The sequence below is a fragment of the Sulfuricella sp. genome, from assembly GCA_041651995.1.
Taxonomy (GTDB): Bacteria; Pseudomonadota; Gammaproteobacteria; order Burkholderiales; family Sulfuricellaceae; genus Sulfurimicrobium.
On the sequence record JBAZID010000001.1, the window covers coordinates 785,244 to 807,955 of the forward strand.

The following is a 22,712-nucleotide window of genomic DNA, read 5'->3' on the forward strand; positions in this document are numbered from 1 at the left end:
CGTGTGCTCCGTGGTTCAGGTGGGGTTTCAAGGTCCATCCTTTTTCAGATATTCGGCCACCAGCTCGGTCAGGCCGAGCACTTTGGTGTCCATCTTGTAGTGTTCCAGGCCTTCCTCGATCACGTTGCGGCAATTGGCGCAGGTGGTGACCAGGGTGTTGGCGCCGGTGCCCTCGATCTGGCGTTTCTTGATTTTGAACACGGTGTAGCGCAGTTCCTCGGCGCGCGGGATCGCCGCCACGCCGCCCCCGCCGCCGCAGCACCAGTTAACCATCCCCGCATCTTCCATTTCGCGGAAATCGCTGGCCACCAGGCCGAGCAGTTTGCGCGGCTCGGCCACGATTCCGCTGCGGCGCACGATCTGGCACGGGTCGTGGAAGGTGAGCGCGGCATCGAGCTTGCCTTCCGTTTTCAGCCGGCCTTCCCGCTGCAGCTGGTCGAGCAGTTCCAGCACATGCACCACTTCAAACCTGTATGGCCGGCCGATGAGGTTGGGGCCTTCCCAGCGCAGGGCGGTGTAGGCGTGGCCGCATTCCGGGCTGATGACGTATTTCACCCCGAGCTTTTCCGCGGCGGTGACGATGCGCAGCACGATTTCGCGCGCGATGTCGGAAACGCCGATCTGGATGCCGCTGTTGGTGGCTTCGAAGGCTTCGCTGGAGACGGTCCAGCTGATGCCCGCCTGCTTGAAGATGCGCGCCAGGGAACCGAGATATTCGGGGTAGCCCAGGATTTCCATGGAGGACATGGTCACCAGGTAGTCCGCCCCGGCCTGGTCCACTGGTATCGCGATGCCGGTTTCCTCCTCCTGTCCGCGTACCTGGGCCAGGAAAGCCTTGAGCTTGATGCCCATCGGGCTACCCAGTTCGATGGATTTGCGGGTTGCATCGGTCAGGCCGTCCGGCGCGTGCCCGGCCGCGGCCATGCCTTCGCGCATCTTGCGGATCATGTAGGTGATGTCGTTGCCGACCGGGCAGATCAGGGTGCAGCGGCCGCACAGGGTGCAGCTGTCGTACACCAGCGGGCTCCATTCTTCCAGTTCCGCGTCGCTGATGCTTGCACCCAGCCCCACCAGGGAAGCCAGCCTGCCGGACAGGGTGTATTCGCTTTTCCACAGCTTGCGCAGGGGCTCCAGCTTGTGGATCGGGGTGTATTTCGGATCGCCGGTCTCGGTATAAAACAGGCAGGCGTCGGCGCACAGCCCGCAGTGCACGCAGCTGTTGAAGAAGCTGGCGATGGGGGCGTCCATCACCTCGCGAAAGGCGTTGAGGCCGCGTTCCAGAGATGCGCTCATAATGTTGCCTCCGAACGATAGGTGGCATGCCTCACATCGCAGTGTCGGCAACCGATATTATTCGCGGCCAGTCGCACCCATGCTCCGCGCGGGCCCTGCTCCTTGCTCATAATCTCGCCCCCTTATGTCCCAGCGCATCGCCGTTGTACCAGCGGGCAATGAACAGCGATACGGTATGGAAGAGTTTGGTGAAGGGCATGAACACCAGCAGCAGTTCCACGCTCAGGATGTGCAGCGCCAGCATCAGGGTGTAGGGCAGCAGCAGGTGATGGAAAGCCAGGTAGCCGCTCAAGAGCGGCGCCAGCGTGAGCGCCCAGGAAGCATAGTCGTCGAAAGTGGAAAGGAAACGCTTGACCGGGTGGAGCAGGCGGTAGGCCAGCATCAGCAGCAGCGCCACGATGGCGAGGAGGGATGCGCCGTCCACCAGCGGGTTCGGCAGCGCTGGCCAGCCCAGGCCCACGGTGTTGCGGAACAGCTGGATGTGGGGCGCAGCGAACAGCAGGGCGATGAAAAAACCGATGTGGAAGGTGTAGCCCATGAGGTAGGTCGGGAAGGTGCGCTTCAGCAGGGCCCGGTTGGGCAGGGAACGGCTGACGATGGTTTTCCAGCCTGCAGCGGCGTTGCCGGGGCGCGGCACGGACAGATCCTGTTTGCGCCCCAGGCTGAAGATTTCGAACAGCTTGAGCAGCATCCCGGCGATGAAGATCGCGAGCGCGATCTGCAGGCCCGGGCCGCGGGCCCAAAGCAGCAAATCCATGTCGTTCATTTTTCTTCTCCCGGCGGTTTCTCCAGATCCTTCACCGTCACGGTCTGGTGCCCCGATTCCGCTGCGGCCTTGGTGTGGCGGTTGTGCATGGCGATGGCGGCGCCGCCCACGATGCCTGCTGCCGCGGCAACAGCGGCGGCTCGTCCAACGGGCGTGAGCGGCGTGGAAAGTGCCTGGTAAAAACTGCCGGCATCCCAGAAATTGGGCTCCGAGCACCCCAGGCAACCATGGCCGGATTCGATGGGGAAGCTGGTGCCCTGGTTCCACTTGGTGGTGGCGCAGGCGTTGAAGGTGGTCGGCCCCTTGCAGCCCAGCTCGAACAGGCACCAGCCGTTGCGCGCGCCCTCGTCATCGAAGGTTTTGGCGAACTTGCCCTGGTCGTAGAAGGGGCGGCGATAGCAGCGGTCATGGATGGATTCGCCGTAGAACGCCTTGGGCCGCCCCAGCGCATCCAGTTCGGGGATGGCGCCGAAAGTCAGGTAATGCGCCAGCACGCCGGTAATCACCACCGGAATCGGCGGGCAGCCGGAAATGTTGATGATCGGCTTGTCCCTGATGATGTCCGACACCGCCACCGCGCCGGTGGGATTGGGATGGGCATGCGGGAGGCCGCCGAAAGCCGCGCAGGTGCCGACCGCCACGATCGCCGCCGCGCCCTTGGCGGTTTCCTGCAACATGTCGAGATTGCTGATACCGGCGATGGTGGAATACACCCCGCCGTCCCCGGTCGGAATCGAGCCATCCACCACCAGCAGGTATTTGCCGTAAAACTGCCGCATCGCCGCCAGGCGCGCCGCCTCGGCCGCCTCGCCAGAAGCCGCCTGCAGGGTGTGGTGATAGTCCAGCGAGATGGCGTTGAGGATCAGGCTTTCCAGGGTGGGAGAGTGCGAGCGGGTGAGGGATTCGGTACAGCCGGTGCATTCCTGGAACGAGAGCCAGATCACCGAGGGGCGCTGCGCTTTTTCCAGCGCGGCGGCAATGGCGGGAACCATGCTCTCGGGCAGCGCCATGAGGGTGGCCAGGCTGCCGCAGAAGGTGAGAAATTTGCGCCGCGAGATGCCGTGCGCCTGCAAGATCACGGGCAGGGAAAGTTTATCGCTCATCATCACCTCCTTTTTGCCAGGCCAGGATACGCTCGCGCGCCTGGGCGCAGGCTGCCGGCAAGGCTGCCAGCACCGCGGCGGAGGGCGTTTCCCCCCAGTCAACCACGCCGGGCTGGATGCCGACCAGTGCCCTTTGTGCCGGCAGGCTGCCGGTCAAGAGGGAGACCGCCAGCAGATCCAGCAGCCCGACTTCATGCACGCTGCGCTTGCGGTTGGCGCCGAGGAAACGATCCATCTCGCTATCGCAAAACACCCTCACTGTTCCGGGCTTTTCCCCCAGTTCGGCGGCATCGATGACAAGCAGGCACTCGGCCTCGCCAATCGGCCCCGCGAGGCTGAAACTCAGGGTGCCGCCATCAACGAATTGGACATCCGGGCAAGCAGCAAATTCATTTTGCAACTGCCGCATGGCATGCACCCCGGCGCCCTCGTCCTGCAGCAGGGTATTGCCGATGCCGAGCACCATGATGCGCAAAGGGAGGGGAAGGGAAGTCACGATTCAGCTCGCGTGAAACGGGCAGGATGGCGCCTTATGGCACAAGTGCAGCAACGGTTTGGCATGGCACCCCTCCTTCGCCAGATATACCGCTTCAAGCTAGCACCAGAGGGGAAAAAGATCAATGATCCTATAAAAAGCAGTTAACCACGGAGTTCACGGAGAACACGGAGTAAAAACCATAGATTGCATGATGTTTGGCATTCACCCCTTGGGTGAGGCCATATATGACCGCAAACCGCCTTTGCGAGTTGGGCGACAAGTCGCCCATCCCTGCCTACCCCGCTTCTCCGTGTTCTCCGTGCCCTCCGTGGTTATCGAACTGAGGTTTCTAGGATGATGGCTGTCAATCGAGCCAGGCGCTGGGGGTGCTGGATATCGAATTCCTGCCACGGGAATGTGCGGCCGGGAGTCAGCCATGTTGAACTTCAGGGATGCAGACCGGAATTTATCCCGGTATCCGGATTGCCACCCTTGCGCCGCCGAGCAAACTCTTGCCGATGCGGATTTCTCCGCCATAGGCCTGCACGATGCTGGCCGCCACTGCCAGGCCGATGCCCTGCCCGGGCGTGGACTGGTCGGCGCGCACGCCACGCTGCAGGATGCGCTCGGCCTCCTGCGCCGGGATGCCCGGCCCGTCATCTTCCACCGCCAGCGTCAGATGGCCGGCTTCGGCTCCGGCACTCATTTCCACTCTGGAGTTGCACCATTTGTAGGCATTGTCGAGGAGGTTGCCGAGCAGTTCCAGCAAGTCCCCCCGGTCGCCGCGAAAATTCAGGGCGGGTTCGATGTGGAGTTGCGCGCTGACCTTCTTGTCGTGATAAACCTTGTTCAACGAGATGATGATTTTCTCTGCCACCGGCCCGAGCGGCAGCGGGGCGGCCAGCGGCGATGCCGGTCCGGCGGTGGCCGCGCGCTGCAACTGGTAATCGACGATATGCTGCATTTTCCCGGTTTCTTCGGCCACCGTGGCGGCGAGAATACTGGCCGGTTCACGCGGCTGCTCCGATAGCGCTCCGCGCGCCTGTTCTGAAAGCGCTCCGCGCATGACGGCCAGCGGCGTTTTCAGGCTATGGGCGAGATCCCCCAGCGCGTCGCGATAGCGCCGCAACTGGCCGCGCTCGCGCAGCAGCAGGCCGTTCAGGTTCCCGGTCAGCGCGCTCAGCTCGGCGGGATAAGTGCCGGTGAGCTGCTCCTTTTCTCCTGCCTCGATAGCGCGAATTTCCTGCGCCACATCGCGCAGCGGCCGCAGCCCCCAACGCAGCAACACGGCTTGCGCCAGCAGCAGCAATGCGGCCATCCCGCCCAGCCATCCCCACAGGCTGCGGCGATAGCGGGCAAGCTGGGCATGGAAGGGAGAAAGGTCTTCGGCCACGCTGAAGGTAAAGGCATATTTCCGCTTTCCTTCGCTCCAGCTTACGCCCATGCGGTAAACGAAATAATCCGTGCCGGAGATGCCCGGGCTTTGGGAAAAGGCGCTTTTGCCTGCCGCCAGCGAGGCTTCGGCCGGAAGCTCGACATTCAGCGCCGAGGGCGAGCGCCAGCGCGATTTGCCACGGCCATCGGCAATGCTGGCGTAAAGGCCCGAGACGGGCTGACCAAGGCGCGGCTCCTGCAGCTGCGGCGGCATGACCAGACGGCCGGCCGCATCCACCTCCGCTTCCGCGATCAACATATAAAGCTGCCCCTGCAACCGCTCTTCCCTGGCCGCCCGCGCGCTTTCGCGGAACGCCTGGTCCAGGGCGATGCCGGTAAGCGCGAGAAAAATCGCCAGCACGATGGAAGCGGCAAGAATGATGCGGGCGTTGAGGGACATTAAGCTGAAAACCTTAGTTTGGAACCACGGAGAACACGGAGGGCACGGAGTAAGGCGGTCTTGGGTATTTTATGGCCACCCCATCGGGTGAATGTAAAACGACGTGTATCCATTGCTTGTCTCAGTGCTCTCCGTGCTCTCCGTGGTTGCTTGCTTTTTTCAGAGTCATTGCAGCGCAAAGCGGTAACCCCTGCCGCGCAGGGTTTCGATCGGTTGCAGGGTTCCGTCCGGGTCGAGCTTGCGCCGCAGACGCCCGAGCAGAACTTCCAGCACGTTGCTGTCGCGGTCCTCGTCGTGGGGGTAGAGATAGTCGGCCAGTTCGCTCTTGGCGATAACCTTGCCGCGCTGTTGCATCAGGTATTCCAGCAGGCGGTATTCAAAGGCCGTCAGGTCAACTTCCTGGCTGGCGACAAGCACCTTTTGTGCAACAGGATCCAGACTGATGGGGCCGCCGCGCAGGGTCTGGCCAGCACTGCCCGCAGCCCGTCGCAGCAGGGCTTTCAGCCTTGCCAGCAGCTCTTCCATCTGGAACGGTTTGGCAAGGTAATCGTCCCCGCCGGCTTCAAGGCCTTCAACCTTGTCCTGCCACCGGTCTCGTGCCGTGAGAATCAGAATGGGCAGGGTTTTTCCCTGCTGACGCAGCGCCTTGATGATTTCGATGCCGGACAGGCCGGGCAGGCCCAGGTCCACAATGGCGGCGTCAAAAGGATATTCCGTGGCGAGATAAAGCCCGTCCTGGCCGTCGCCGCTGGCGTCAACACGGTAGTTCTGGCTTTCCAGGCCGTTGCACAGCTGGGCGCGCAGCCTGGGTTCATCCTCGATGATCAGGATTCGCATTACTGAATTGCACCGGTTTCGCCATCGACGTAGACCACACGCACCTCGCCACGCGAGGTCAGCACCTTGATGCGGTAGCCCTCGCGCCCGTTCACGCTGGCGGGTTGGGCCTGAATGACGCGCCCGCCGAAAGCCTGCTGCACCTTGTTCATGGCGTCGCCCATGGTGATGCGGGCTTGCGCGGGGCGCCCGCCTTCAGCCTGAAGGCGGTGTGCAGGCGCTTGCCACAGCTCCGCCGCCGCGACAGCGGGCAGGATGAGTGCACAGAGCAGGGCCAGGCGTTTCATGGGATGTTCCTTGAGCCTGAAAGCGGCAAATTCACGGAGAAGGACACATTCTACCTGTGGCGGGCTGAATGAAAACTGAACCGGACTAATTCATCCCGTTGTGGCGCAGCAGCGCATCCATCGAGGGTTCCCGGCCGCGGAAGGCGACGAAGGATTCCAGCGCGCTGCGGCTGCCGCCCATGCCGAGAATCTCGCTCCAGAAGCGGTGGCCGGCTTCTTCGCTCAGTACGCCGTTTTCCTCGAACAGGCTGTAAGCATCGGCCGACAGCACTTCCGCCCACTTGTAGCTGTAATAGCCGGCGCCGTAGCCCCCGGCGAAAATATGCGAGAAATTGTTGGGGAAGCGGTTGAATGCAGGCGGGATGATGACCGCAATCTGGCTGCGGATGCGGTCCAGCAGTTGCAGCGGTGTTTTTGCCTTAGTATGAGATTCGCGAAGCGAACCCGCGTCCCTCTCTCCCTCTGGCGGGAGAGAGTTAGGAGAGAGGGAGGGTTCCGGGTCGAAGTCATGGTGCAGGTGCATGTCGAACAGGGCGAACTCGAGCTGGCGCACGGTCTGCATGCCGCCCTGGAAGTTCTTGGCGGCGAGCATCTTGTCGAACAGCCCGCGCGGCAGAACTTCGCCCGTATCCACGTGCTTCGCCATGTGCTTGAGCACGTCCCATTCCCAGCAGAAATTCTCCATGAACTGGCTGGGCAGCTCCACCGCATCCCATTCCACGCCGTTGATGCCGGACACGCCGAGGTCTTCCACCTTGGTCAGCACATGGTGCAGGCCGTGGCCGAACTCGTGGAACAGGGTGATGACCTCGTCGTGGGTGAATAAAGCTGGCTTGCCGCCGACCGGGGCGGAAAAATTGCAGTTGAGGTAGGTCACCGGCACCTGGATGCCGGACTCCGTGCGCCGCCGCGTGATGGCATCGTCCATCCAGGCGCCGCCGCGCTTGTTCTGGCGCGCGTAGAGATCGAGGTAGAACTGGCCGATGAGCTTGCCCTGCTGGTCGCGGATGTCGAAGAATTTCACGTCCTCATGCCATGCCGGGGCGCTGGAGGGATGGATGGCAAGGCCGTAAATCGTCTCCACCACCTTGAACATGCCCGGCAGCACCTGGTTTTCCGGGAAATACTGCTTCACTTCCTGGTCGGAAAAGGCGTAGCGCCTGACGCGCAGCTTTTCGCTGGAGTAGGCGATGTCCCAGGCTTCCAGTTGCGTCAGCGCCAGTTCCTCGCGGGCGAACTGGCGCAGCTCGGCCAGATCGCGTTCAGCGTAAGGCTTGGCGCGTTTTCCCAGCTCATTGAGGAAATCCAGCACCTGTTGCGGCGTTTCCGCCATCTTGGTGGCCAGGGATTCCTCGGAATAACTGCTGAAACCCAGCAAATTTGCGGCTTCACGCCGCAGCTTGAGGATCTGCGTAATCAGCCCGGTGTTGTCCAGCTCGGGCTTGCCGAATTCGGAAGCGCGGGTGACGTAGGCGGTGTACATCTGCTCGCGCAAGCCACGGTTCTCGCCGTATTGCATGAGCGGCAGGTAGGAGGGCATGTGCAGGGTGAATTTCCAGCCCGCCTTGCCATCCGCTTCGGCCGCTTCGCGTGCCACCTGCAGGGCATCGGCGGGAATGCCCGCCAGTTCGTTTTCGTTCTCCACGAACAGGGCGAAGGCATTGGTGGTGTCGAGCAGGTTTTCCTCGAAGCGCGCGGAGAGAGTGGAGAGTTCTTCCTGGATGGCCTTGAAGCGGGCTTGCTGGTCTTCCGGCAAATCGGCGCCGCCGAGGACGAAATCGCGCAGCTCGTTTTCCACGATTTTTTTCTGCGCCGCGCTCAGCAGTTCAAATCCGGCAGATGCCTTGAGCGCCTTGAACTTGTCGAACAGGCCCCGGTTCTGCGACAGGTCGGCATAAAAGGCGGTGAGGGTGGGCAGGTTGGCGTTGTAAACCTCGCGCAGCTCCGGGCTGTTGGTCACCGCGTTGAGGTGGGAAACCTGCCCCCAGGCGCGCGAAAGCCGCTCGTTGGCGTCTTCCAGCGGGCGCACGAAGGTTTCCCAGCTGGGCGCGGCGGTGTCCTTCACCAGCTTCTCCACCAGCGCGCGGTTGTCGGCGATCAGTTGTTCCACCGCTGGCGTGACGTGCGCCGGAGTGATGTCGGGAAAACGCGGCAGGCCGGAGAAATCGAGCAGGGGGTTGGTCATGGTGTGTCAAGGTCCGTGAAAAGTGGCGAATTGATTATACTATCTGGGTCTCCACGGGCAGAGTTCAAGCATGAAACCGAATATCGCAGCTTTTCAGGGCATCGCCCCGCGCCTCGCGGAAGGGGTGTTTGTCCACGCCAGCGCTCACATCATCGGCGATGTCGAGCTGGGCGCGCGCGCCTCGGTGTGGTGCGGCGCGGTGATTCGCGGCGACGTCAACCGCATCCGCATCGGCGCGGAAAGCAATATCCAGGATTTGAGCGTGCTGCATGTCAGCCATAAAAGCGCGGCCCGGCCGGAAGGCGCGCCGCTGCTGATCGGCGAGCGGGTCACCGTGGGCCATCGCGTCATCCTGCATGGTTGCGAGATCGGCGACGAATGCCTGATCGGCATGGGCGCCATCGTCATGGACCATGCCGTGCTGGAACCGCATGTCCTGCTTGGCGCGGGCAGCCTGGTGCCGGAGGGCAAGCGCCTGAAGGGCGGCCATCTCTATCTCGGCAGCCCGGTGCGTGCAGTGCGCCCCCTGACGGCGGAAGAGCTGGCCTATTTCAGCTATTCGGCGGCGCATTATGTGCGGCTGCAGCAGGGTTATTAACGTGAAACTCATGCGGCGAGCCTTCGCTTTTTCCTTCCTGCAACCCCTCCCAGCCTCCCCTTGTCAGGGGAGGAGCCAAATCGCCTCCCCCCTGACAAGGGGGGATCGAGGGGGGTTGCAGGACGTTAGCGGGAGGCGGTTGGATTAAGCATGGCGCCCAACCCACCGCATTCGGACACGGCCACTGCGGAAAAACTCGCGCTGACCCTGGCCGCTTCGCTGATTTTTCATTTTGCGCTGGTTTTCGGCCTGCAAATCCGCGCGGCGCCTTCCTCCAGCCACGTCAGCCGGGTCATTCAGGCGCGTCTGGTGGAGGCGCCCGCCGTCACAGCGGCAGTAGTGGAGGCACAGCCTCCCGAACCGGAATCGCTGCTGGCCGAGGCGCAAGAGCCCCCCTTGCCATCGCCCGAGCCACCGGTTCCCGAGCCGGCAACAGCCGCCCCGCCGCTCGCCAGTGTCGCCGCGCCGGAAACGAGCACCAGCCTGCCCAGCATCGAAGTGCCCCTGATCGAGGATCCAAGGTATTACCCGGCTCTGGAAGTGGATGTGCATCCCACGGCCTTGCAGCTTATCCAGCCTTTTTATCCGGATGGGGCAGCCAGTGCCCAGGTGGCCGGTAGCGTGGTGCTGGAGTTGCTGCTGGACGAAAGCGGCAAGGTTCAGGAGCTTTCGGTGGAGGAGGCCAGCCCACCCGGCATATTCGAGCAATCTGCCCTGGACGCGTTCCGCAATGCGCGTTTTTCACCTGCTCAGCGCAATGGCCGGGTGGTAAAAAGCAAGATGCGGATCAAGGTCACTTACGAGCTGGCCCCGGTTGACAAGGCAAAACAAAAATGAGATAAAGCCGACTTGCGCCGATTTGATTCAGCTTGCGGGCGCGTTAAAAATACGGCTAAAGCGAGGACAAAACCCCGTTCTAGCCGCCGCTAAACGGGGTTTTTTGCTTTTTGAGGGTTTTATGAACGAATATCTGTTTACTTCGGAATCGGTTTCCGAAGGCCATCCCGACAAGGTCGCGGATCAAATTTCCGACGGCGTGCTCGACGCCATCCTGTCCCAGGATCCTTATGCCCGCGTGGCCTGCGAAACGCTGGTGAATACCGGCCTGGTGGTGCTGGCGGGCGAGATCACCACCTCCGCCGTGGTGGACTATGCCCAGGTGGCGCGCGACACCATCAAGCGCATCGGCTACGACGAATCCGCCGGTGGTTTTGACTATCGCAGCTGCTCGGTGCTGACCGCGATCGACAAGCAGTCTCCCGACATCGCCCAGGGCGTGAACGAAGGCCAGGGACTCGACCCGGACCAGGGCGCCGGCGACCAGGGCCTGATGTTCGGCTACGCCTGCGACGAAACCCCGCAGCTCATGCCCGCGCCGATCTACTACGCCCACCGCCTCATGCAGCGCCAGGCCGAAGTGCGCAAGGATGGCCGCCTGCCATGGCTGCGCCCGGACGCCAAATCGCAGGTGACCTTCCGTTATGTGGATGGCAAGCCGGTGAGCGTCGATACCGTGGTGCTTTCCACCCAGCATTCCGAAGACATTGAATACCAGATACTGACCGAGGCCGTGATCGACGAAATCATCAAGCCGGTGATTCCCGACCACATGCTGACGCACGACACCAAGTACTTCATCAACCCCACCGGGCGCTTCGTCATCGGCGGCCCGATGGGCGACAGCGGCCTGACCGGGCGCAAGATCATCGTCGACACCTACGGCGGCGCGGCGCACCACGGCGGCGGCGCGTTCTCCGGCAAGGACCCGTCCAAGGTGGACCGTTCCGCCGCCTATGCCGGCCGCTACGTGGCGAAGAACATCGTCGCCGCCGGGCTGGCAAAAAAATGTGAAGTCCAGATAGCCTACGCCATCGGCGTCGCCAGGCCGGTTTCCATGATGGTGAATACCTTCGGCACCGGCAAGATCAGCGACGCGAAGATCGTCGAACTGATCAAACAACATTTCGACCTGCGCCCCAAGGGCATCGTCCTCGCGCTCGACCTGCTGCGCCCGATCTACGCCAAGACCGCCGCCTACGGCCACTTCGGCCGCGACGAACCGGAATTCAGCTGGGAAAACACAGATAAAGCAGACGCGTTGCGCGCGGATGCGGGATTGTAAGATCAAAAGCGATTAACCACAGAGGGCACGGAGAACACGGAGTAACCCCCCGACAAGGGGGCTGCCTTTCTCCGTGCACTCCGTGTTCTCCGTGGTTCAGAACGTAAGTTTTTCATATTAAACACCCCCTCCGAGGGGCGCTGCGACCCCGAACGGGGCCAGGCTCGGTGCGGGATTACCGTAACAACTGCGCCCATTCAGAAACTTGAATGGAGAAATTGATGAGCACTTTTACCGACTACGTTGTCGCCGACATGACCCTCGCCGCCTGGGGGCGCAAGGAAATTTCCATCGCGGAAATCGAGATGCCCGGCCTGATGGCGGTGCGCGCGGAATTCGGCGCGACGCAGCCCTTGAAGGGCGCGCGCATCGCCGGTTCCCTGCACATGACCATCCAGACCGCCGTGCTGATCGAAACCCTGACCGCGCTGGGCGCCGAAGTGCGCTGGGCGTCGTGCAACATCTATTCGACGCAGGACCAGGCGGCGGCGGCGATTGCAGCGGATAACATTCCGGTGTTTGCCTACAAGGGCGAGAACCTGGACGAATACTGGGATTTCACCCACCGTATTTTCGAGTGGCACGATGGCGGCATGCCCAACATGATTCTCGACGATGGCGGCGATGCCACCCTGCTGCTGCATCTCGGTACACGCGCCGAGAAAGATGCCTCGGTGATCGCCAAGCCCACCAATGAAGAAGAAACCGCCCTCTACGCCGCGATCAGCAAGCGCCTCAAGACCCACCCCGGCTGGTACTCCGCCCGTCTGGCCGCGATTCGCGGCGTGACCGAGGAAACCACCACCGGTGTGCATCGCCTCTACCAGATGCACGCCGAAGGCCGCCTGGCTTTCCCCGCAATCAACGTCAACGATTCCGTCACCAAGTCCAAGTTCGACAACCTGTACGGCTGCCGCGAATCCCTGCTGACGGGATCAAGCGCGCCACCGACGTGATGGTCGCCGGCAAGATCTGCATCGTGCTCGGCTACGGCGACGTGGGCAAGGGCTGCGCGCAGGCCTTCCGCGGCATGGGCGCCACCGTGTGGGTCACCGAAATCGACCCGATCTGCGCCCTGCAGGCCGCCATGGAAGGCTACCGCGTGGTGCGCATGGATGAAGTGGCCGATCAGGGCGACATCTTCGTGACTGCGACCGGCAACCTCAGCGTCATCAACCACGACCACATGGCCAAGATGAAGAACGAAGCTATCGTGTGCAACATCGGCCACTTCGATTCCGAGATCGACATCGCGTCCCTGCGCAAATACGAGTGGGACAACATCAAGCCCCAGGTGGATCACGTGGTATTCCCCGACGGCAAGAAGCTCATCGTGCTAGCCGAAGGCCGCCTGGTGAACCTGGGCTGCGCCACCGGCCACCCCAGCTTCGTCATGTCCGCTTCCTTCACCAACCAGGTGATGGCGCAGATCGACCTGTTCAACAACCCGGACAAATACCCGGTTGGCGTGTACGTGCTGCCCAAGCATCTGGACGAAAAAGTGGCGCGCCTGCACCTGAAGAAAATCGGCGTGAATCTGACGGAGTTGTCAGAAGAGCAGGCTGGGTATATCGGTGTACCGAAGAATGGACCGTACAAGCCGAATCATTATCGCTACTAAATCGTGAGGCGTGAGGGGTTAGGGGTGAGGGGGAAAAGCGTGATCGGAGGGGGTTTTGACTTTCCGCCTCACCCCTCACCTTCTAACCCCTCACCGGGAGTGAGGGATGAAGCGTAAACATCACGATCTCGATGCATGGCAGGTCGCCATTGATCTAGTGAAGGACGTTTATTCCCTGACGACCTCATTTCCCCCATACGAAATCTATGCATTGACGAGCCAGATTCGTCGCTGCGCGGTATCTGTTCCATCCAATATTGCCGAAGGCTGTGCCAGATTGACCGCCAAGGAATTTATTCATTTCCTTGGCATTGCCAGAGGTTCCTTGAGTGAACTGGAAACCCAGTTGATCATCGCGCGAGAACTTGGCTACCTGGACGCGTCACAATTGCCATCAGACAAACTGGATCGGCTGTTTGCCCTTATCAGCGGCCTGATCAGCCACCAGCGGAAGCGAGTAAATAATGACTAAACTACCCACCGACCCCTCCTCACCCCTCACCCCTAACCCCTCACCCATCCTGAGCTTCGAATTCTTCCCCCCCAAGACCTCCGAGGGCATGGAAAAGCTGCGCGCCACGCGGCAGCAGCTCGCCCAGCTCAACCCGGAATTCTTCTCGGTGACTTTTGGCGCGGGCGGCTCGACGCGCGACCGCACGCTGGAAACCGTGATCGAAATTCAGCAGGAAGGTCACAAGGCCGCGCCGCATCTGTCCTGCATCGGCTCCACGCGGGAAAACATCCTCGCCATCCTCAACGAGTACAAAAGCCACGGCATCCGGCACATCGTCGCGCTGCGTGGTGACTTGCCATCCGGCACGCAGGATGTGGGCGAATTCCGCTACGCCAACGAGCTGGTGGCCTTCATCCGCGCGGAAACCGGCGACTATTTCCACATCGAGGTAGCCGCCTACCCGGAGTTTCACCCCCAGGCACCGACGGCGCAGGCCGATCTCGCCAATTTCAAGCGCAAGGTCGATGCCGGCGCCAACGCGGCGATCACCCAGTACTTCTACAACGCCGACGCCTACTTCAACTTCCGCGACGAATGCGACGCCATGGGCATCGACATTCCCATCGTGCCGGGCATCATGCCGATCAGCAATTTCTCGCAACTGGCGCGCTTTTCCGACGCCTGCGGCGCAGAGATCCCGCGCTGGCTGCGCCTCAAGATGCAAGGCTACGGCGACGATACCGCCTCGATCCGCGCTTGCGGGCTGGACGTGGTGACCGCCATGTGCGACCGCCTGCTGCAAGGCGGCGCGCCGGGGCTGCACTTCTACACGCTCAACCAGGCGGGACTGATCACCACCGTGTGGCAGCGGCTGGGTTTGTAGATAATGTAGGGTGGGTTGCTAACCCACCAAGCGTTGCGCAGCAACACAATGCATTTTCTTTGTGCTAAGGTATTACCTATCAATACCGCTTGGAGGCTGCCATGAGCACAGCAACCATTAGTCCCGTAACAATCAAGATTGACCCTGAAACCAAGGAGCGCGTGAAACGCTTGGCCGATGCCCGCCATCGCACCCCGCACTGGCTGATGCGTGAGGCCATCCAGCAGTACGTTGAACGCGAGGAAAAGCGCGAGGCGTTCCAGCAGGACGCCATCAACGCCTGGCAGGAATATCAGGAAACTGGCCTGCATGTGACAGGGGATGAAGTCATCGCATGGCTGGATACGTGGGGCGAAGAAAACGAGAAGCCTGCGCCCCTATGCCACAAGTAAGATTTGCGCCAGCCGCGCTGCGTGATTTGGAACGATTACGTGAGTTCTTGCGGCCCAAGAATCCAGCGGCGGCAAAACGCTCCGCCGCTGTCATCGCAAAAGCCATACAAATGCTTGAGCAACATCCACAGATCGGCAGGCCAGCCGAAGGCATGGATCCAGAGTACAGGGAATTGCTGATCGACTTTGGTGACAGCGGCTATATCGTGCTGTATCGCTACGAAGCTGAACTTGTAACCGTACTGGCACTGCGGCATCAGAAGGAAGTTTAACCGCCCGAAACGCTGGCAACTTCAACCGTAGGTCGGCATTCATGCCGACATGTCAGGCTGACACCTAGCCAGGTCAGCCGAGCACAGGAGCCCTGCAAAGGCCGGTTTTGATATATAGTGCATATATCAGGCATCAAGGAGGATGCAATGCGTACACTGGTCGATATTCCAGAAAAACAAGTTCATGATTTGGCGGATATTTGCGCGGCAGAGAAAGTTTCTCGTGCCGAAATAATCAGACGCGCCATTTCCGCTTATCTTGAAAATAAAAAAACCGAATCCGCTGATGTGTTCGGTCTTTGGAAAAACCGCCAGGTGGATGGGGTGGCCTACCAGGAACAGGCTCGGTCCGAATGGTAAAAGTCCTGTTTGACACCAATATATTGATCGACTATCTGAATGGCATCGAGCAGGCAAAAACCGAGCTTGGCAGATACGCTGACCGGGCTATCAGCCTGGTTACCTGGATGGAGGTCATGGTAGGTGCAACCCCCGAAACCGAGGGGGTTGTGCGGAACTTCCTGAATGGATTCGTCAATCTGCCCATTGAAGACCGCGTGAGCGGTGTCGCTGTCGTGCTCAGAAAAAAACATAAAATTAAACTGCCTGACGCAGTCGTTTGGGCGACGGCCCAGGTAAATGGACGCATACTGGTCACGCGGAACACGAAGGATTTTTCGCATGACGAGCCGGGTGTGCGTATTCCATATCAAATTTAAACCCAGATTGTTCATTGGGATGCTCGTAGATTAGGAGCGCCGCCCCCGGCGCGAATCGCGGCGAGGGCGCCGCTCCTACAACTATATTTTGGCCCTAATGGATAATCCGGGTTCAAGCCAAATGATCCATTAAATCGTAGGTCGGGCTTCAGCCCGAAATTTCGGGCTGAAGCCCGACCTACTTTATGTAGTAAGCCCCCTCGCCCCTCATATACGATCTTTCATGACCCCTCACCCCTCACCCCTCACCCCTCACCCAAAGAGTGTTGCACAAAAACCACACAATACCTCCGGATGTTGCGCAAATCCCAAATTTGCCTTGCCAGCAGCTTTGACTATTTGCAAGAATGGGCCCAACTTCTCAACAGAGAGGTTAAGTAAACCGGGTAACCGGGCTACTAAGCAACTCTAAAACTCAACTCTTAATGGAGAGATCATATGAACAAGAAACTTCTGGCACTGGCAATCGCTGCCGCTTTGGCTCCTGCTGCTGCAATGGCCGATTCCGGCAACGTAACGATTTATGGCTCCTTGCACATGTCCGTTGACAGCTTGGACGATGGCAATAACCGTGAAACCAACGTTTCCAGCAACTCTTCCTACCTTGGTTTCAAAGGCAATGAAGATCTGGGCAATGGCCTGAAAGCCATTTGGCAACTGGAAACCCAATTCGGTATGGGCGACACCAGCAACACCTCCTCAGCTACTGGCACCGTAACCGGCACCACCACCCTCACCCCTATCAGCAACTCCTGGGCTAACCGCAACAGCTTTCTCGGTCTGTCTGGCAACTTTGGTACAGCCATCGTAGGTCGTCATGACACCCCGTTGAAAATCGTAGGCCGTAAGGCAGACCTGTTCGGCGACCAGATCGGTGATTCGCGTAACCTGATTACTGTCGGCGGTATCGGCGACCTGCGTCCAGACAACGTGATTGCCTACATTTCCCCAACCATGGGTGGTTTCCACGGCGCGATCGCTTACGTTACCAACAACGATTCCAACTTCACTGAAGAAGGTTCTACCAAAGCCACCAGCGCTCTGGGTATGTACGAAAACGGTCCTGTGATGGTTGGTCTTGGCTATGAAAGGCACAATGTTGCCGGCACCGATGCTGATCCCAAGCAATGGCGTCTGGTTGGTGGCTACAGCTTCGGCGATGCCAAGATGACCGCCCTGTATCAGAAAGCGGACAATCTGGGTGCTGTAGATGGCGCTGACCGTACCACTTGGGGTCTGGGTGCTGCGTACAAGATCGGCGCTACCACCATCAAAGGTCAATACTACAAGGCTGGCGATGTGAACGATGCTTCCGAGACTGGCGCCAACATGATTGTTGTGGGTGCGGATTATGCCCTGTCCAAGCGTACGACTACCTATGTAGCCTATGCTCGCACCAACAACGATGACAACACCAAGGCCTTTAGCGCATTCGGTGGCGGTCATGGTGACCAGCCAGCAACTTTTGCCAACGGCGACAACTCCGCTGGCCTCTCACTGGGTCTGAAGCACGCATTCTAATTTCCGGCCGGCTAGTCCGGTCTGAAGTCTGAAGCTTAAAACGGGCGCCTCGGCGCCCGTTTTTTTGGGCGTTGCCTTGCATGCTTGATGCGCATAATATATACGCATCGAACACCATTAAGGATTTATTCATGCGTATGAATTTGTACGATCTCAGCGCAAAAAAGAGACCCGCCAATCTGAGCATCAACGAGTCATTGCTGTTGCAGGCCAAGGCGCTCAATATCAATTTGTCACAATTGCTGGAACAGCGTCTTGCCGAGCATCTCCGAGAGTCTTTCCAGAAGAATTGGCTGGCGGAAAATCACGAAGCAATTGATGCTTATAATCAGCGTATTGAACACAATGGCGTTTTTAGTGACGGATTGCGGACTTTCTGATGGCGCAGTTCGATGTTTACCGAAACTCCAATCCGGCATCTCGCGCCATGATCCCTTTTCTGCTGGACGTCCAGTCCGACATGCTGGAGCCTCTTGCCACCCGGATCGTTATCCCATTGGTGCTGACGAGCGAGATGGGCAAGGCGGCAAAATTCCTGAATCCGCCTGTCGAAATCGAAGGCGTCGCGCTTGTGATGTCGACGGCCGAACTGGCTGGCGTGCCTTCTCGCCTGCTTGGCGATAGAGTATTGTCCTTGGCGCATAGACGGGATGAGATTATTGCCGCGCTGGATTTTCTGTTTAGCGGGTTTTGATCTCTGGCATTGCGGCGCGTCAACAGGGATTAAAGCATGAACTTGTTGAGCTTTAGTCCGACCTACCGTAAAACAACTGCTTTAATACTTGAACTTTTTACTGTACTATCACTCTCATTCGTCGAGTGCTAAGATATCAGTGTTAAGGAGAGATCAATTTATGACCAATGCTCTTGCCATTCCCGTTCCCAACTCAGCGGCCAGCCTGGAAAGCTATATTCAATCCATCAGGGCCGTGCCCCTGCTGACGCCTGAAGAGGAGCATGACTATGCCATGCGCCTGAAGCATGACAACGATGTGGAAGCTGCGCGCATGCTGGTGATGTCGCACTTGCGCGTGGTTGTGAGCATCGCTCGCGGCTATCTCGGCTATGGCCTGCCGCAGGCGGACCTGATTCAGGAAGGCAATATTGGCCTGATGAAGGCCGTCAAACGTTTTGATCCAGACCGTGGCGTGCGCCTGGTTTCTTTTGCCGTGCACTGGATCAAGGCTGAAATCCACGAATTCATCCTGCGCAACTGGCGTCTGGTCAAGATTGCCACCACCAAGGCACAGCGAAAACTGTTCTTCAATCTGCGCAGCCTGAAACAGAATCTGGGCACGCTGAACCATGATGAAGTGCAGACCATGGCACGCCAGTTAGGCGTCAAACCGGAGGAAGTGGTCGAGATGGAGACCCGCCTTACCGGTAAGGATATCAACCTGGAAGGCAACAATTCTGATGAGGATGATAGTTTCAGCCCGATTTCCTACCTGGTTGACCCCAACGCGGAGCCTGCCGTTCAGCTTGAGCAGGACGATACAGCACGGCGCCATAGTGAAGGCCTGAGTGCCGCGCTATCCAGTCTCGATGATCGCAGTCGCCGTATTATTGAAGCCCGCTGGCTGCGGGAAGATGGCGGCTTGACCCTGCATGATCTGGCAGCGGAATACGGGGTGTCTGCCGAGCGCATTCGCCAGATCGAGCAGAAAGCGATGCAAAAGATGAAAGTGCTGATCGGAGAAAACTGATCCAGCCCTGGCTGCGGTTGCAGCCGCCCAAACAAAAACGGCGCCGTATTTTCACGGCGCCGTTTTTGTTTAGGTGTTTTCCGGGTCAGGCCAGAATTACGGACAGGAAACTGATCCAGGACCAGACGATCAGGGCGATGACCACAGTCATCGGCAGATTTTCTTTGCTAAACAGGTTTGCCATTGCGCATTCTCCGGTTGATTTTTGGCAATTTTAATTCATTTATCGTCTTTTTTCAATGCCCTGCGTGGAATCCTGGGGTCGTCATCGTCCATCAGGATGCGCTGCGCGGGACCTTCCATATCTTCGAACTGCCCGCTCCGGATAGCCCAGAAAATACCAATGCCGGCAATGATGACCATAAATCCAGCCAGGCCCAGCAGGAATATCAGGATAGAATTCATGTGATTTATTCTCTCATACTTGCCGCAGGCGCAGCGCATTCAGCACCACAACCAGCGAACTGACCGACATGCCAAGCGCCGCCAGCCAGGGAGGAATATAACCCATTGCGGCAAATGGCAAGGCCAGAAAATTGTATCCTGCCGCCCAGATGAAATTCTGCCGCATTACCGTCAAAGTCGCCTGGCCCGCCTGCAGTGCACGCCAGATGTCGGGCAGTTTTTCAGACAGCAGCACAATATCGCTGCTGGCACGGGCGACCTGTGTGCCGCCACCCATGGCCAGGGAAACATCCGCCCCAGCCAATACCGGCGCATCGTTGACCCCATCGCCCACCATCGCCACCACCCCGCCTCCGGCCTGTAACGCCTTGAGGGCTGCCAGTTTGTCCTCGGGGCGCTGCGCGCCGCGATATTCCGTGATCCCCAGCCTGGCTGCAAAATGCTGCACGGCTGCATTCGAGTCGCCGCTCAGTATGGACACACCCAAACCCTGGGTTTTCAGTGTTTCTATCAAGGTGATGGCATCCGGCCGCAATTCGTCCGAAAGCTCGAAGGCTGCAAGCAGCTCGACTTCATCACAAAGCCATACCACCGTCGCTCCGGCCGCCACATCCATGGCGGGCTCCTGTTGTGCCTGGGTCAAGCCGGACAGCAGTCGGTTGCCCAAGGTATAACGATGCCCGCTTATCAGCCCTGCAACGCCCTTCCCGGGAAAATTCTGCGCTTCCGTGACCGGGTGCAATTCATTCCTGCTTAACTGTTCGAGGAAACTCTGGGCCAGGGGATGTTCCGAGGCCTGCTCCAGGCTGGCAGCCATGCGCAAACAGGCGTGCGTATCCAGCCTGCCGAATGGCAGCACCCGAAGCAGTTTGGGTTTGCCGAAAGTCAGCGTGCCGGTTTTATCAAATACGACATGCGTCACCTTGGCCAGGGTCTCCAGCGCATGGCCGCGGGTGAGCAGGATCCCCTGTTTGAGCAGATGCGAACCAGCCGCCGCAAAAGCAGCCGGAGCTGCAATGGAGAGTGCGCAGGGACAGGTAACCACCAGGACTGCCAGCACGATCTCCAGAATCCGGTCAGGATCGTGCCACCACCAGGCAAGCGCGACAACCAGCGTCAGAGCCAGAAGCACATAGGTAAAACGCCCGGCCACCTGATCCGCAAGCTGAGCCAGACGCGGCTTTTCCGCTACTGCCCGGTCGAGGAGCCGCACAATTCCGGCCAGAACCGTGTTTTCTCCGGTCCCGGTCACGCGTATTTCGAGCGGTCCATCGAGATTGATGCTGCCAGCGATGACCGGGTCACCCATTCCCTTGGGAACGGCACGGCTTTCGCCGGTCAACAGAGCCTCGTCCACGCTGCTGATGCCGGCGGCCACTTCGCCATCCGCGGCAATCGCCTCACCCGGTTTGGCCAGGATAATGTCGCCCTCCACCAGGTCGAGCACGGCCACCGCCTCTTGCTTGCCAGCGCGGAGGCGCAGGGACATGGCAGGAACCAGCTTGAGCAAATTTTCGGTGGCTTCAACAGATTTCTCCCGTGCATTGCGCTCAAGGAAACGGGTTGAAAGCAGAAACAGGGCGAACATGGTTATGGCATCGTAATACACCAGACCTTCGCCTTGCAGGGTGACCCACACGCTTCCGGCAAAGGCGGTGATGATCGCAATGCTCACCGGAACATCCATGTTGAGGTGGCCGGATTTCATTGCCCGCCAGGCGCTGACATAAAAGGGCACCGCGGTATAGAGGAATACTGGCAGCGTGAGCACCAGACTGACGTAACGCAGCAGATTGGCGGTGTCCACATCCATGCCCAGCGAAGCACCGGCATACAACGCAACAGCCAGCATCATGACCTGTGCCGCCGAAAGCCCGGTAACCGCGATGCGCCGTATATCCCGGCTGCGCCCCTTGCGCCGCAGCTCTTCCTGCTGCAGGGCATTGTAGGGATGGGCGTTGTAGCCCAGAAGCTGGATTTCCTTGAGAATCCGGGAGAGCTGGATTTCCCGTTCATCCCAGCTGATACGGGCACGATGGTTGGCATAATTCACCTGAACCGCCTTGACCCCGGGCAGTTGCTGGAGATGCCGCTCGTTGAGCCAGACACAGGCGGCGCAAGTGATGCCCTCGAGAATCAGCGATGCCTGCTTGATGTGGGGCGCGTCCTCGATAACAAAGCTTTTCTGGATTTCGGGGTGATCGTAGAGCGCAAGTTTGCTCAGCTCGGCGGGGATCAGTTCATGCCCGGTCGATGGCATGGCCGTACGATGGCGGTAATATTCCTGCAGCCCGTTTTCGACAATGGCCTGAGCTACCGCCTGACACCCCCGGCAGCATAACGCCCGCATCTGACCTTCAATTTCTAGCGGGTAATCAACACCTTGCGGCAGAGGCAGGCCGCAGTGAAAACATGTGCCGTCACCGCTCATTGTGCCGCGGAGACTTCAATATGCCGTTGCAGCTCAAAGCGGTCATCGTCACGTTGCAACTGAACCGCTGCCACCCACATCCCCGGCAAATTCAGCGTCAATTCTCCACGATAAACACCAGGGGCCGTCTCAAGCAGATCGGCCAGTTGTTCCGGTTGCGCCAGTCCAGGCCGGACAATGGCAAGTTTGACAGTGGCGCCGCGTAGCGGCTGTTTCCCGGCTTCATGCGCGATCACCGAAACGGCAAGCGGGCGTCCCCGGGCAATCTCGTCAAGGCCGGCAATGGTGATTTCCCAGCCCAGCTTGCGCTGTTTTTCCGCAGCCTTCATGAATTGATTGATCGTCTTGGCGGCTTCCTCGTCATGCTGCACCACGCCGGAAAAAGCGGTATGGGGCGGGTTTGCCGATTTCTTTTCGGGCTCGGGCAGCAGCCATTTGGCCACCGAGGGTGGCACGCCCTGGCCTGAAATCAGCAACAATCCGCCATCTATAACGAACAGCAACAGAAAGAACCCGATAATCAGCTTTGGACCCCAGTGCAGTTTTTTTGCAGCGCCCGGCTTACGGCCGCCTATCAGCGTGAGAACTGTTGCAGTGGCAAGAAACACAGCCATGTGCATGGAAACCACATCTCCCCCCGGCCACTGCCTGATGCTCAGCGCGAGATAGGCGGTTACAGACACGGTTCCGCCGATTACGCCTCGCCAGTAGTTGCTGACGCCAAATGCGCGCAGCACGTAATACAGGACAATGATCAGTAATGCGCCGCCAAAGAGAGTCTGAAACATTTTTAGATCTCGTTAAT

At 59.5% G+C, this 22,712-nt stretch carries 24 protein-coding genes, 1 pseudogene and 2 riboswitches; of the genes and pseudogenes, 14 read left to right on the forward strand and 11 right to left on the reverse strand.

Annotation, left to right across the window (positions count from 1 at the left end; translation table 11 throughout):
- Positions 1–27: 27 nt before the first annotated feature.
- The 8 genes from WC392_03740 to WC392_03775 form a co-directional block, all read right to left on the reverse strand.
- Entirely contained in the window at positions 28–1,293 is a 1,266-nt protein-coding gene (locus WC392_03740) for a (Fe-S)-binding protein (GenBank protein MFA5241472.1), read from the reverse strand.
- Positions 1,294–1,399: 106 nt separating this feature from the next.
- Positions 1,400–2,059: a hypothetical protein gene (locus tag WC392_03745; GenBank protein ID MFA5241473.1), complete on the reverse strand. Its 660-nt coding sequence runs from the start codon at positions 2,057–2,059 to the stop codon at positions 1,400–1,402.
- Positions 2,056–3,165, reverse strand: coding sequence for a hydrogenase small subunit (locus tag WC392_03750; protein MFA5241474.1), 1,110 nt, complete (start codon positions 3,163–3,165; stop codon positions 2,056–2,058). Before WC392_03750 ends, WC392_03745 begins: the two co-directional genes overlap by 4 nt.
- A complete protein-coding gene (locus WC392_03755; protein MFA5241475.1) occupies positions 3,152–3,658 on the reverse strand; it encodes a hydrogenase maturation protease in 507 nt (168 codons plus the stop codon). The genes WC392_03750 and WC392_03755 overlap by 14 nt, the downstream gene beginning before the upstream one ends.
- A 448-nt stretch (positions 3,659–4,106) precedes the next feature.
- Complete coding sequence (locus WC392_03760; GenBank protein ID MFA5241476.1) at positions 4,107–5,474, reverse strand: ATP-binding protein; 1,368 nt, start codon at positions 5,472–5,474, stop codon at positions 4,107–4,109.
- Positions 5,475–5,639: 165 nt separating this feature from the next.
- Complete coding sequence (locus tag WC392_03765) at positions 5,640–6,311, reverse strand: response regulator transcription factor (GenBank protein ID MFA5241477.1); 672 nt, start codon at positions 6,309–6,311, stop codon at positions 5,640–5,642.
- A complete protein-coding gene (locus tag WC392_03770; GenBank protein MFA5241478.1) occupies positions 6,311–6,598 on the reverse strand; it encodes a PepSY domain-containing protein in 288 nt (95 codons plus the stop codon). The genes WC392_03765 and WC392_03770 overlap by 1 nt, the downstream gene beginning before the upstream one ends.
- Before the next feature lie 85 nt (positions 6,599–6,683).
- The gene (locus WC392_03775; GenBank protein ID MFA5241479.1) at positions 6,684–8,783 is read right to left on the reverse strand and encodes a M3 family metallopeptidase; all 2,100 of its coding nucleotides are present in this window, start codon (positions 8,781–8,783) and stop codon (positions 6,684–6,686) included.
- Positions 8,784–8,853: 70 nt separating this feature from the next.
- Between WC392_03775 and WC392_03780 the strand changes: the two genes are divergently transcribed.
- From WC392_03780 to rpoH, 14 genes and pseudogenes are all read left to right on the forward strand, one after another.
- Positions 8,854–9,381 (forward strand): gamma carbonic anhydrase family protein, encoded by a 528-nt coding sequence (locus WC392_03780; GenBank protein ID MFA5241480.1) that lies wholly within the window; start codon positions 8,854–8,856, stop codon positions 9,379–9,381.
- Between the two features lie 150 nt (positions 9,382–9,531).
- Positions 9,532–10,218, forward strand: coding sequence for a TonB family protein (locus WC392_03785; GenBank protein MFA5241481.1), 687 nt, complete (start codon positions 9,532–9,534; stop codon positions 10,216–10,218).
- A gap of 4 nt (positions 10,219–10,222) precedes the next feature.
- A riboswitch (SAM riboswitch) is annotated at positions 10,223–10,294 on the forward strand.
- Positions 10,295–10,339: 45 nt separating this feature from the next.
- Complete coding sequence (gene metK, locus WC392_03790; protein MFA5241482.1) at positions 10,340–11,503, forward strand: methionine adenosyltransferase; 1,164 nt, start codon at positions 10,340–10,342, stop codon at positions 11,501–11,503.
- Positions 11,504–11,629: 126 nt separating this feature from the next.
- Positions 11,630–11,705, forward strand: a riboswitch (S-adenosyl-L-homocysteine riboswitch).
- A gap of 7 nt (positions 11,706–11,712) precedes the next feature.
- Positions 11,713–13,124, forward strand: a pseudogene (gene ahcY / locus WC392_03795) (adenosylhomocysteinase).
- 106 nt (positions 13,125–13,230) lie between these two features.
- On the forward strand, positions 13,231–13,596 hold the full coding sequence (locus WC392_03800) for a four helix bundle protein (protein ID MFA5241483.1): 366 nt from the start codon (positions 13,231–13,233) through the stop codon (positions 13,594–13,596).
- The gene (gene metF, locus WC392_03805; protein ID MFA5241484.1) at positions 13,589–14,461 is read left to right on the forward strand and encodes a methylenetetrahydrofolate reductase [NAD(P)H]; all 873 of its coding nucleotides are present in this window, start codon (positions 13,589–13,591) and stop codon (positions 14,459–14,461) included. The genes WC392_03800 and metF overlap by 8 nt, the downstream gene beginning before the upstream one ends.
- Before the next feature lie 101 nt (positions 14,462–14,562).
- Positions 14,563–14,853 carry a CopG family ribbon-helix-helix protein gene (locus tag WC392_03810; GenBank protein MFA5241485.1) on the forward strand — a complete coding sequence of 97 codons (291 nt, stop codon included), beginning with the start codon at positions 14,563–14,565 and terminating at the stop codon, positions 14,851–14,853.
- Positions 14,841–15,125, forward strand: coding sequence for a type II toxin-antitoxin system RelE/ParE family toxin (locus tag WC392_03815; protein MFA5241486.1), 285 nt, complete (start codon positions 14,841–14,843; stop codon positions 15,123–15,125). The genes WC392_03810 and WC392_03815 overlap by 13 nt, the downstream gene beginning before the upstream one ends.
- A 147-nt stretch (positions 15,126–15,272) precedes the next feature.
- On the forward strand, positions 15,273–15,485 hold the full coding sequence (locus WC392_03820; protein ID MFA5241487.1) for a ribbon-helix-helix domain-containing protein: 213 nt from the start codon (positions 15,273–15,275) through the stop codon (positions 15,483–15,485).
- Positions 15,479–15,844 carry a type II toxin-antitoxin system VapC family toxin gene (locus WC392_03825; protein MFA5241488.1) on the forward strand — a complete coding sequence of 122 codons (366 nt, stop codon included), beginning with the start codon at positions 15,479–15,481 and terminating at the stop codon, positions 15,842–15,844. Before WC392_03820 ends, WC392_03825 begins: the two co-directional genes overlap by 7 nt.
- A gap of 438 nt (positions 15,845–16,282) precedes the next feature.
- A complete protein-coding gene (locus tag WC392_03830; protein ID MFA5241489.1) occupies positions 16,283–17,365 on the forward strand; it encodes a porin in 1,083 nt (360 codons plus the stop codon).
- Positions 17,366–17,496: 131 nt separating this feature from the next.
- Positions 17,497–17,745: a type II toxin-antitoxin system CcdA family antitoxin gene (locus WC392_03835; protein ID MFA5241490.1), complete on the forward strand. Its 249-nt coding sequence runs from the start codon at positions 17,497–17,499 to the stop codon at positions 17,743–17,745.
- Positions 17,745–18,059, forward strand: coding sequence for a CcdB family protein (locus WC392_03840; GenBank protein MFA5241491.1), 315 nt, complete (start codon positions 17,745–17,747; stop codon positions 18,057–18,059). The genes WC392_03835 and WC392_03840 overlap by 1 nt, the downstream gene beginning before the upstream one ends.
- Before the next feature lie 160 nt (positions 18,060–18,219).
- A complete protein-coding gene (gene rpoH, locus WC392_03845) occupies positions 18,220–19,071 on the forward strand; it encodes an RNA polymerase sigma factor RpoH (protein ID MFA5241492.1) in 852 nt (283 codons plus the stop codon).
- 219 nt (positions 19,072–19,290) lie between these two features.
- Here rpoH and ccoS read toward each other — a convergent pair whose 3' ends face one another.
- Genes ccoS through WC392_03860 form a run of 3 tightly spaced genes read right to left on the reverse strand, consistent with a single transcriptional unit; the run spans position 19,291 to position 22,695 of the window.
- Positions 19,291–19,476, reverse strand: a complete 186-nt coding sequence (gene ccoS / locus WC392_03850) for a cbb3-type cytochrome oxidase assembly protein CcoS (GenBank protein MFA5241493.1) — start codon at positions 19,474–19,476, stop codon at positions 19,291–19,293.
- A 13-nt stretch (positions 19,477–19,489) separates the two neighbouring features.
- Positions 19,490–21,907: a heavy metal translocating P-type ATPase gene (locus WC392_03855; protein MFA5241494.1), complete on the reverse strand. Its 2,418-nt coding sequence runs from the start codon at positions 21,905–21,907 to the stop codon at positions 19,490–19,492.
- Positions 21,904–22,695, reverse strand: a complete 792-nt coding sequence (locus WC392_03860; protein MFA5241495.1) for a FixH family protein — start codon at positions 22,693–22,695, stop codon at positions 21,904–21,906. Before WC392_03860 ends, WC392_03855 begins: the two co-directional genes overlap by 4 nt.
- Between the last annotated feature and the right edge of the window lie 17 nt (positions 22,696–22,712).

Bases quoted from the DNA above. Each gene is read 5' to 3' on its own strand.
- WC392_03740 (MFA5241472.1), bottom strand. From the start codon at position 1,293: ATGAGCGCATCTCTGGAACGCGGCCTCAACGCCTTTCGCGAGGTGATG.
- WC392_03745 (MFA5241473.1), bottom strand. From the start codon at position 2,059: ATGAACGACATGGATTTGCTGCTTTGGGCCCGCGGCCCGGGCCTGCAG.
- WC392_03750 (MFA5241474.1), bottom strand. From the start codon at position 3,165: ATGATGAGCGATAAACTTTCCCTGCCCGTGATCTTGCAGGCGCACGGC.
- WC392_03760 (MFA5241476.1), bottom strand. From the start codon at position 5,474: ATGTCCCTCAACGCCCGCATCATTCTTGCCGCTTCCATCGTGCTGGCG.
- WC392_03765 (MFA5241477.1), bottom strand. From the start codon at position 6,311: ATGCGAATCCTGATCATCGAGGATGAACCCAGGCTGCGCGCCCAGCTG.
- WC392_03770 (MFA5241478.1), bottom strand. From the start codon at position 6,598: ATGAAACGCCTGGCCCTGCTCTGTGCACTCATCCTGCCCGCTGTCGCG.
- WC392_03775 (MFA5241479.1), bottom strand. From the start codon at position 8,783: ATGACCAACCCCCTGCTCGATTTCTCCGGCCTGCCGCGTTTTCCCGAC.
- WC392_03780 (MFA5241480.1), top strand. From the start codon at position 8,854: ATGAAACCGAATATCGCAGCTTTTCAGGGCATCGCCCCGCGCCTCGCG.
- WC392_03785 (MFA5241481.1), top strand. From the start codon at position 9,532: ATGGCGCCCAACCCACCGCATTCGGACACGGCCACTGCGGAAAAACTC.
- metK (MFA5241482.1), top strand. From the start codon at position 10,340: ATGAACGAATATCTGTTTACTTCGGAATCGGTTTCCGAAGGCCATCCC.
- WC392_03800 (MFA5241483.1), top strand. From the start codon at position 13,231: ATGAAGCGTAAACATCACGATCTCGATGCATGGCAGGTCGCCATTGAT.
- metF (MFA5241484.1), top strand. From the start codon at position 13,589: ATGACTAAACTACCCACCGACCCCTCCTCACCCCTCACCCCTAACCCC.
- WC392_03810 (MFA5241485.1), top strand. From the start codon at position 14,563: ATGAGCACAGCAACCATTAGTCCCGTAACAATCAAGATTGACCCTGAA.
- WC392_03815 (MFA5241486.1), top strand. From the start codon at position 14,841: ATGCCACAAGTAAGATTTGCGCCAGCCGCGCTGCGTGATTTGGAACGA.
- WC392_03820 (MFA5241487.1), top strand. From the start codon at position 15,273: ATGCGTACACTGGTCGATATTCCAGAAAAACAAGTTCATGATTTGGCG.
- WC392_03825 (MFA5241488.1), top strand. From the start codon at position 15,479: ATGGTAAAAGTCCTGTTTGACACCAATATATTGATCGACTATCTGAAT.
- WC392_03830 (MFA5241489.1), top strand. From the start codon at position 16,283: ATGAACAAGAAACTTCTGGCACTGGCAATCGCTGCCGCTTTGGCTCCT.
- WC392_03835 (MFA5241490.1), top strand. From the start codon at position 17,497: ATGCGTATGAATTTGTACGATCTCAGCGCAAAAAAGAGACCCGCCAAT.
- WC392_03840 (MFA5241491.1), top strand. From the start codon at position 17,745: ATGGCGCAGTTCGATGTTTACCGAAACTCCAATCCGGCATCTCGCGCC.
- rpoH (MFA5241492.1), top strand. From the start codon at position 18,220: ATGACCAATGCTCTTGCCATTCCCGTTCCCAACTCAGCGGCCAGCCTG.
- ccoS (MFA5241493.1), bottom strand. From the start codon at position 19,476: ATGAATTCTATCCTGATATTCCTGCTGGGCCTGGCTGGATTTATGGTC.
- WC392_03855 (MFA5241494.1), bottom strand. From the start codon at position 21,907: ATGAGCGGTGACGGCACATGTTTTCACTGCGGCCTGCCTCTGCCGCAA.
- WC392_03860 (MFA5241495.1), bottom strand. From the start codon at position 22,695: ATGTTTCAGACTCTCTTTGGCGGCGCATTACTGATCATTGTCCTGTAT.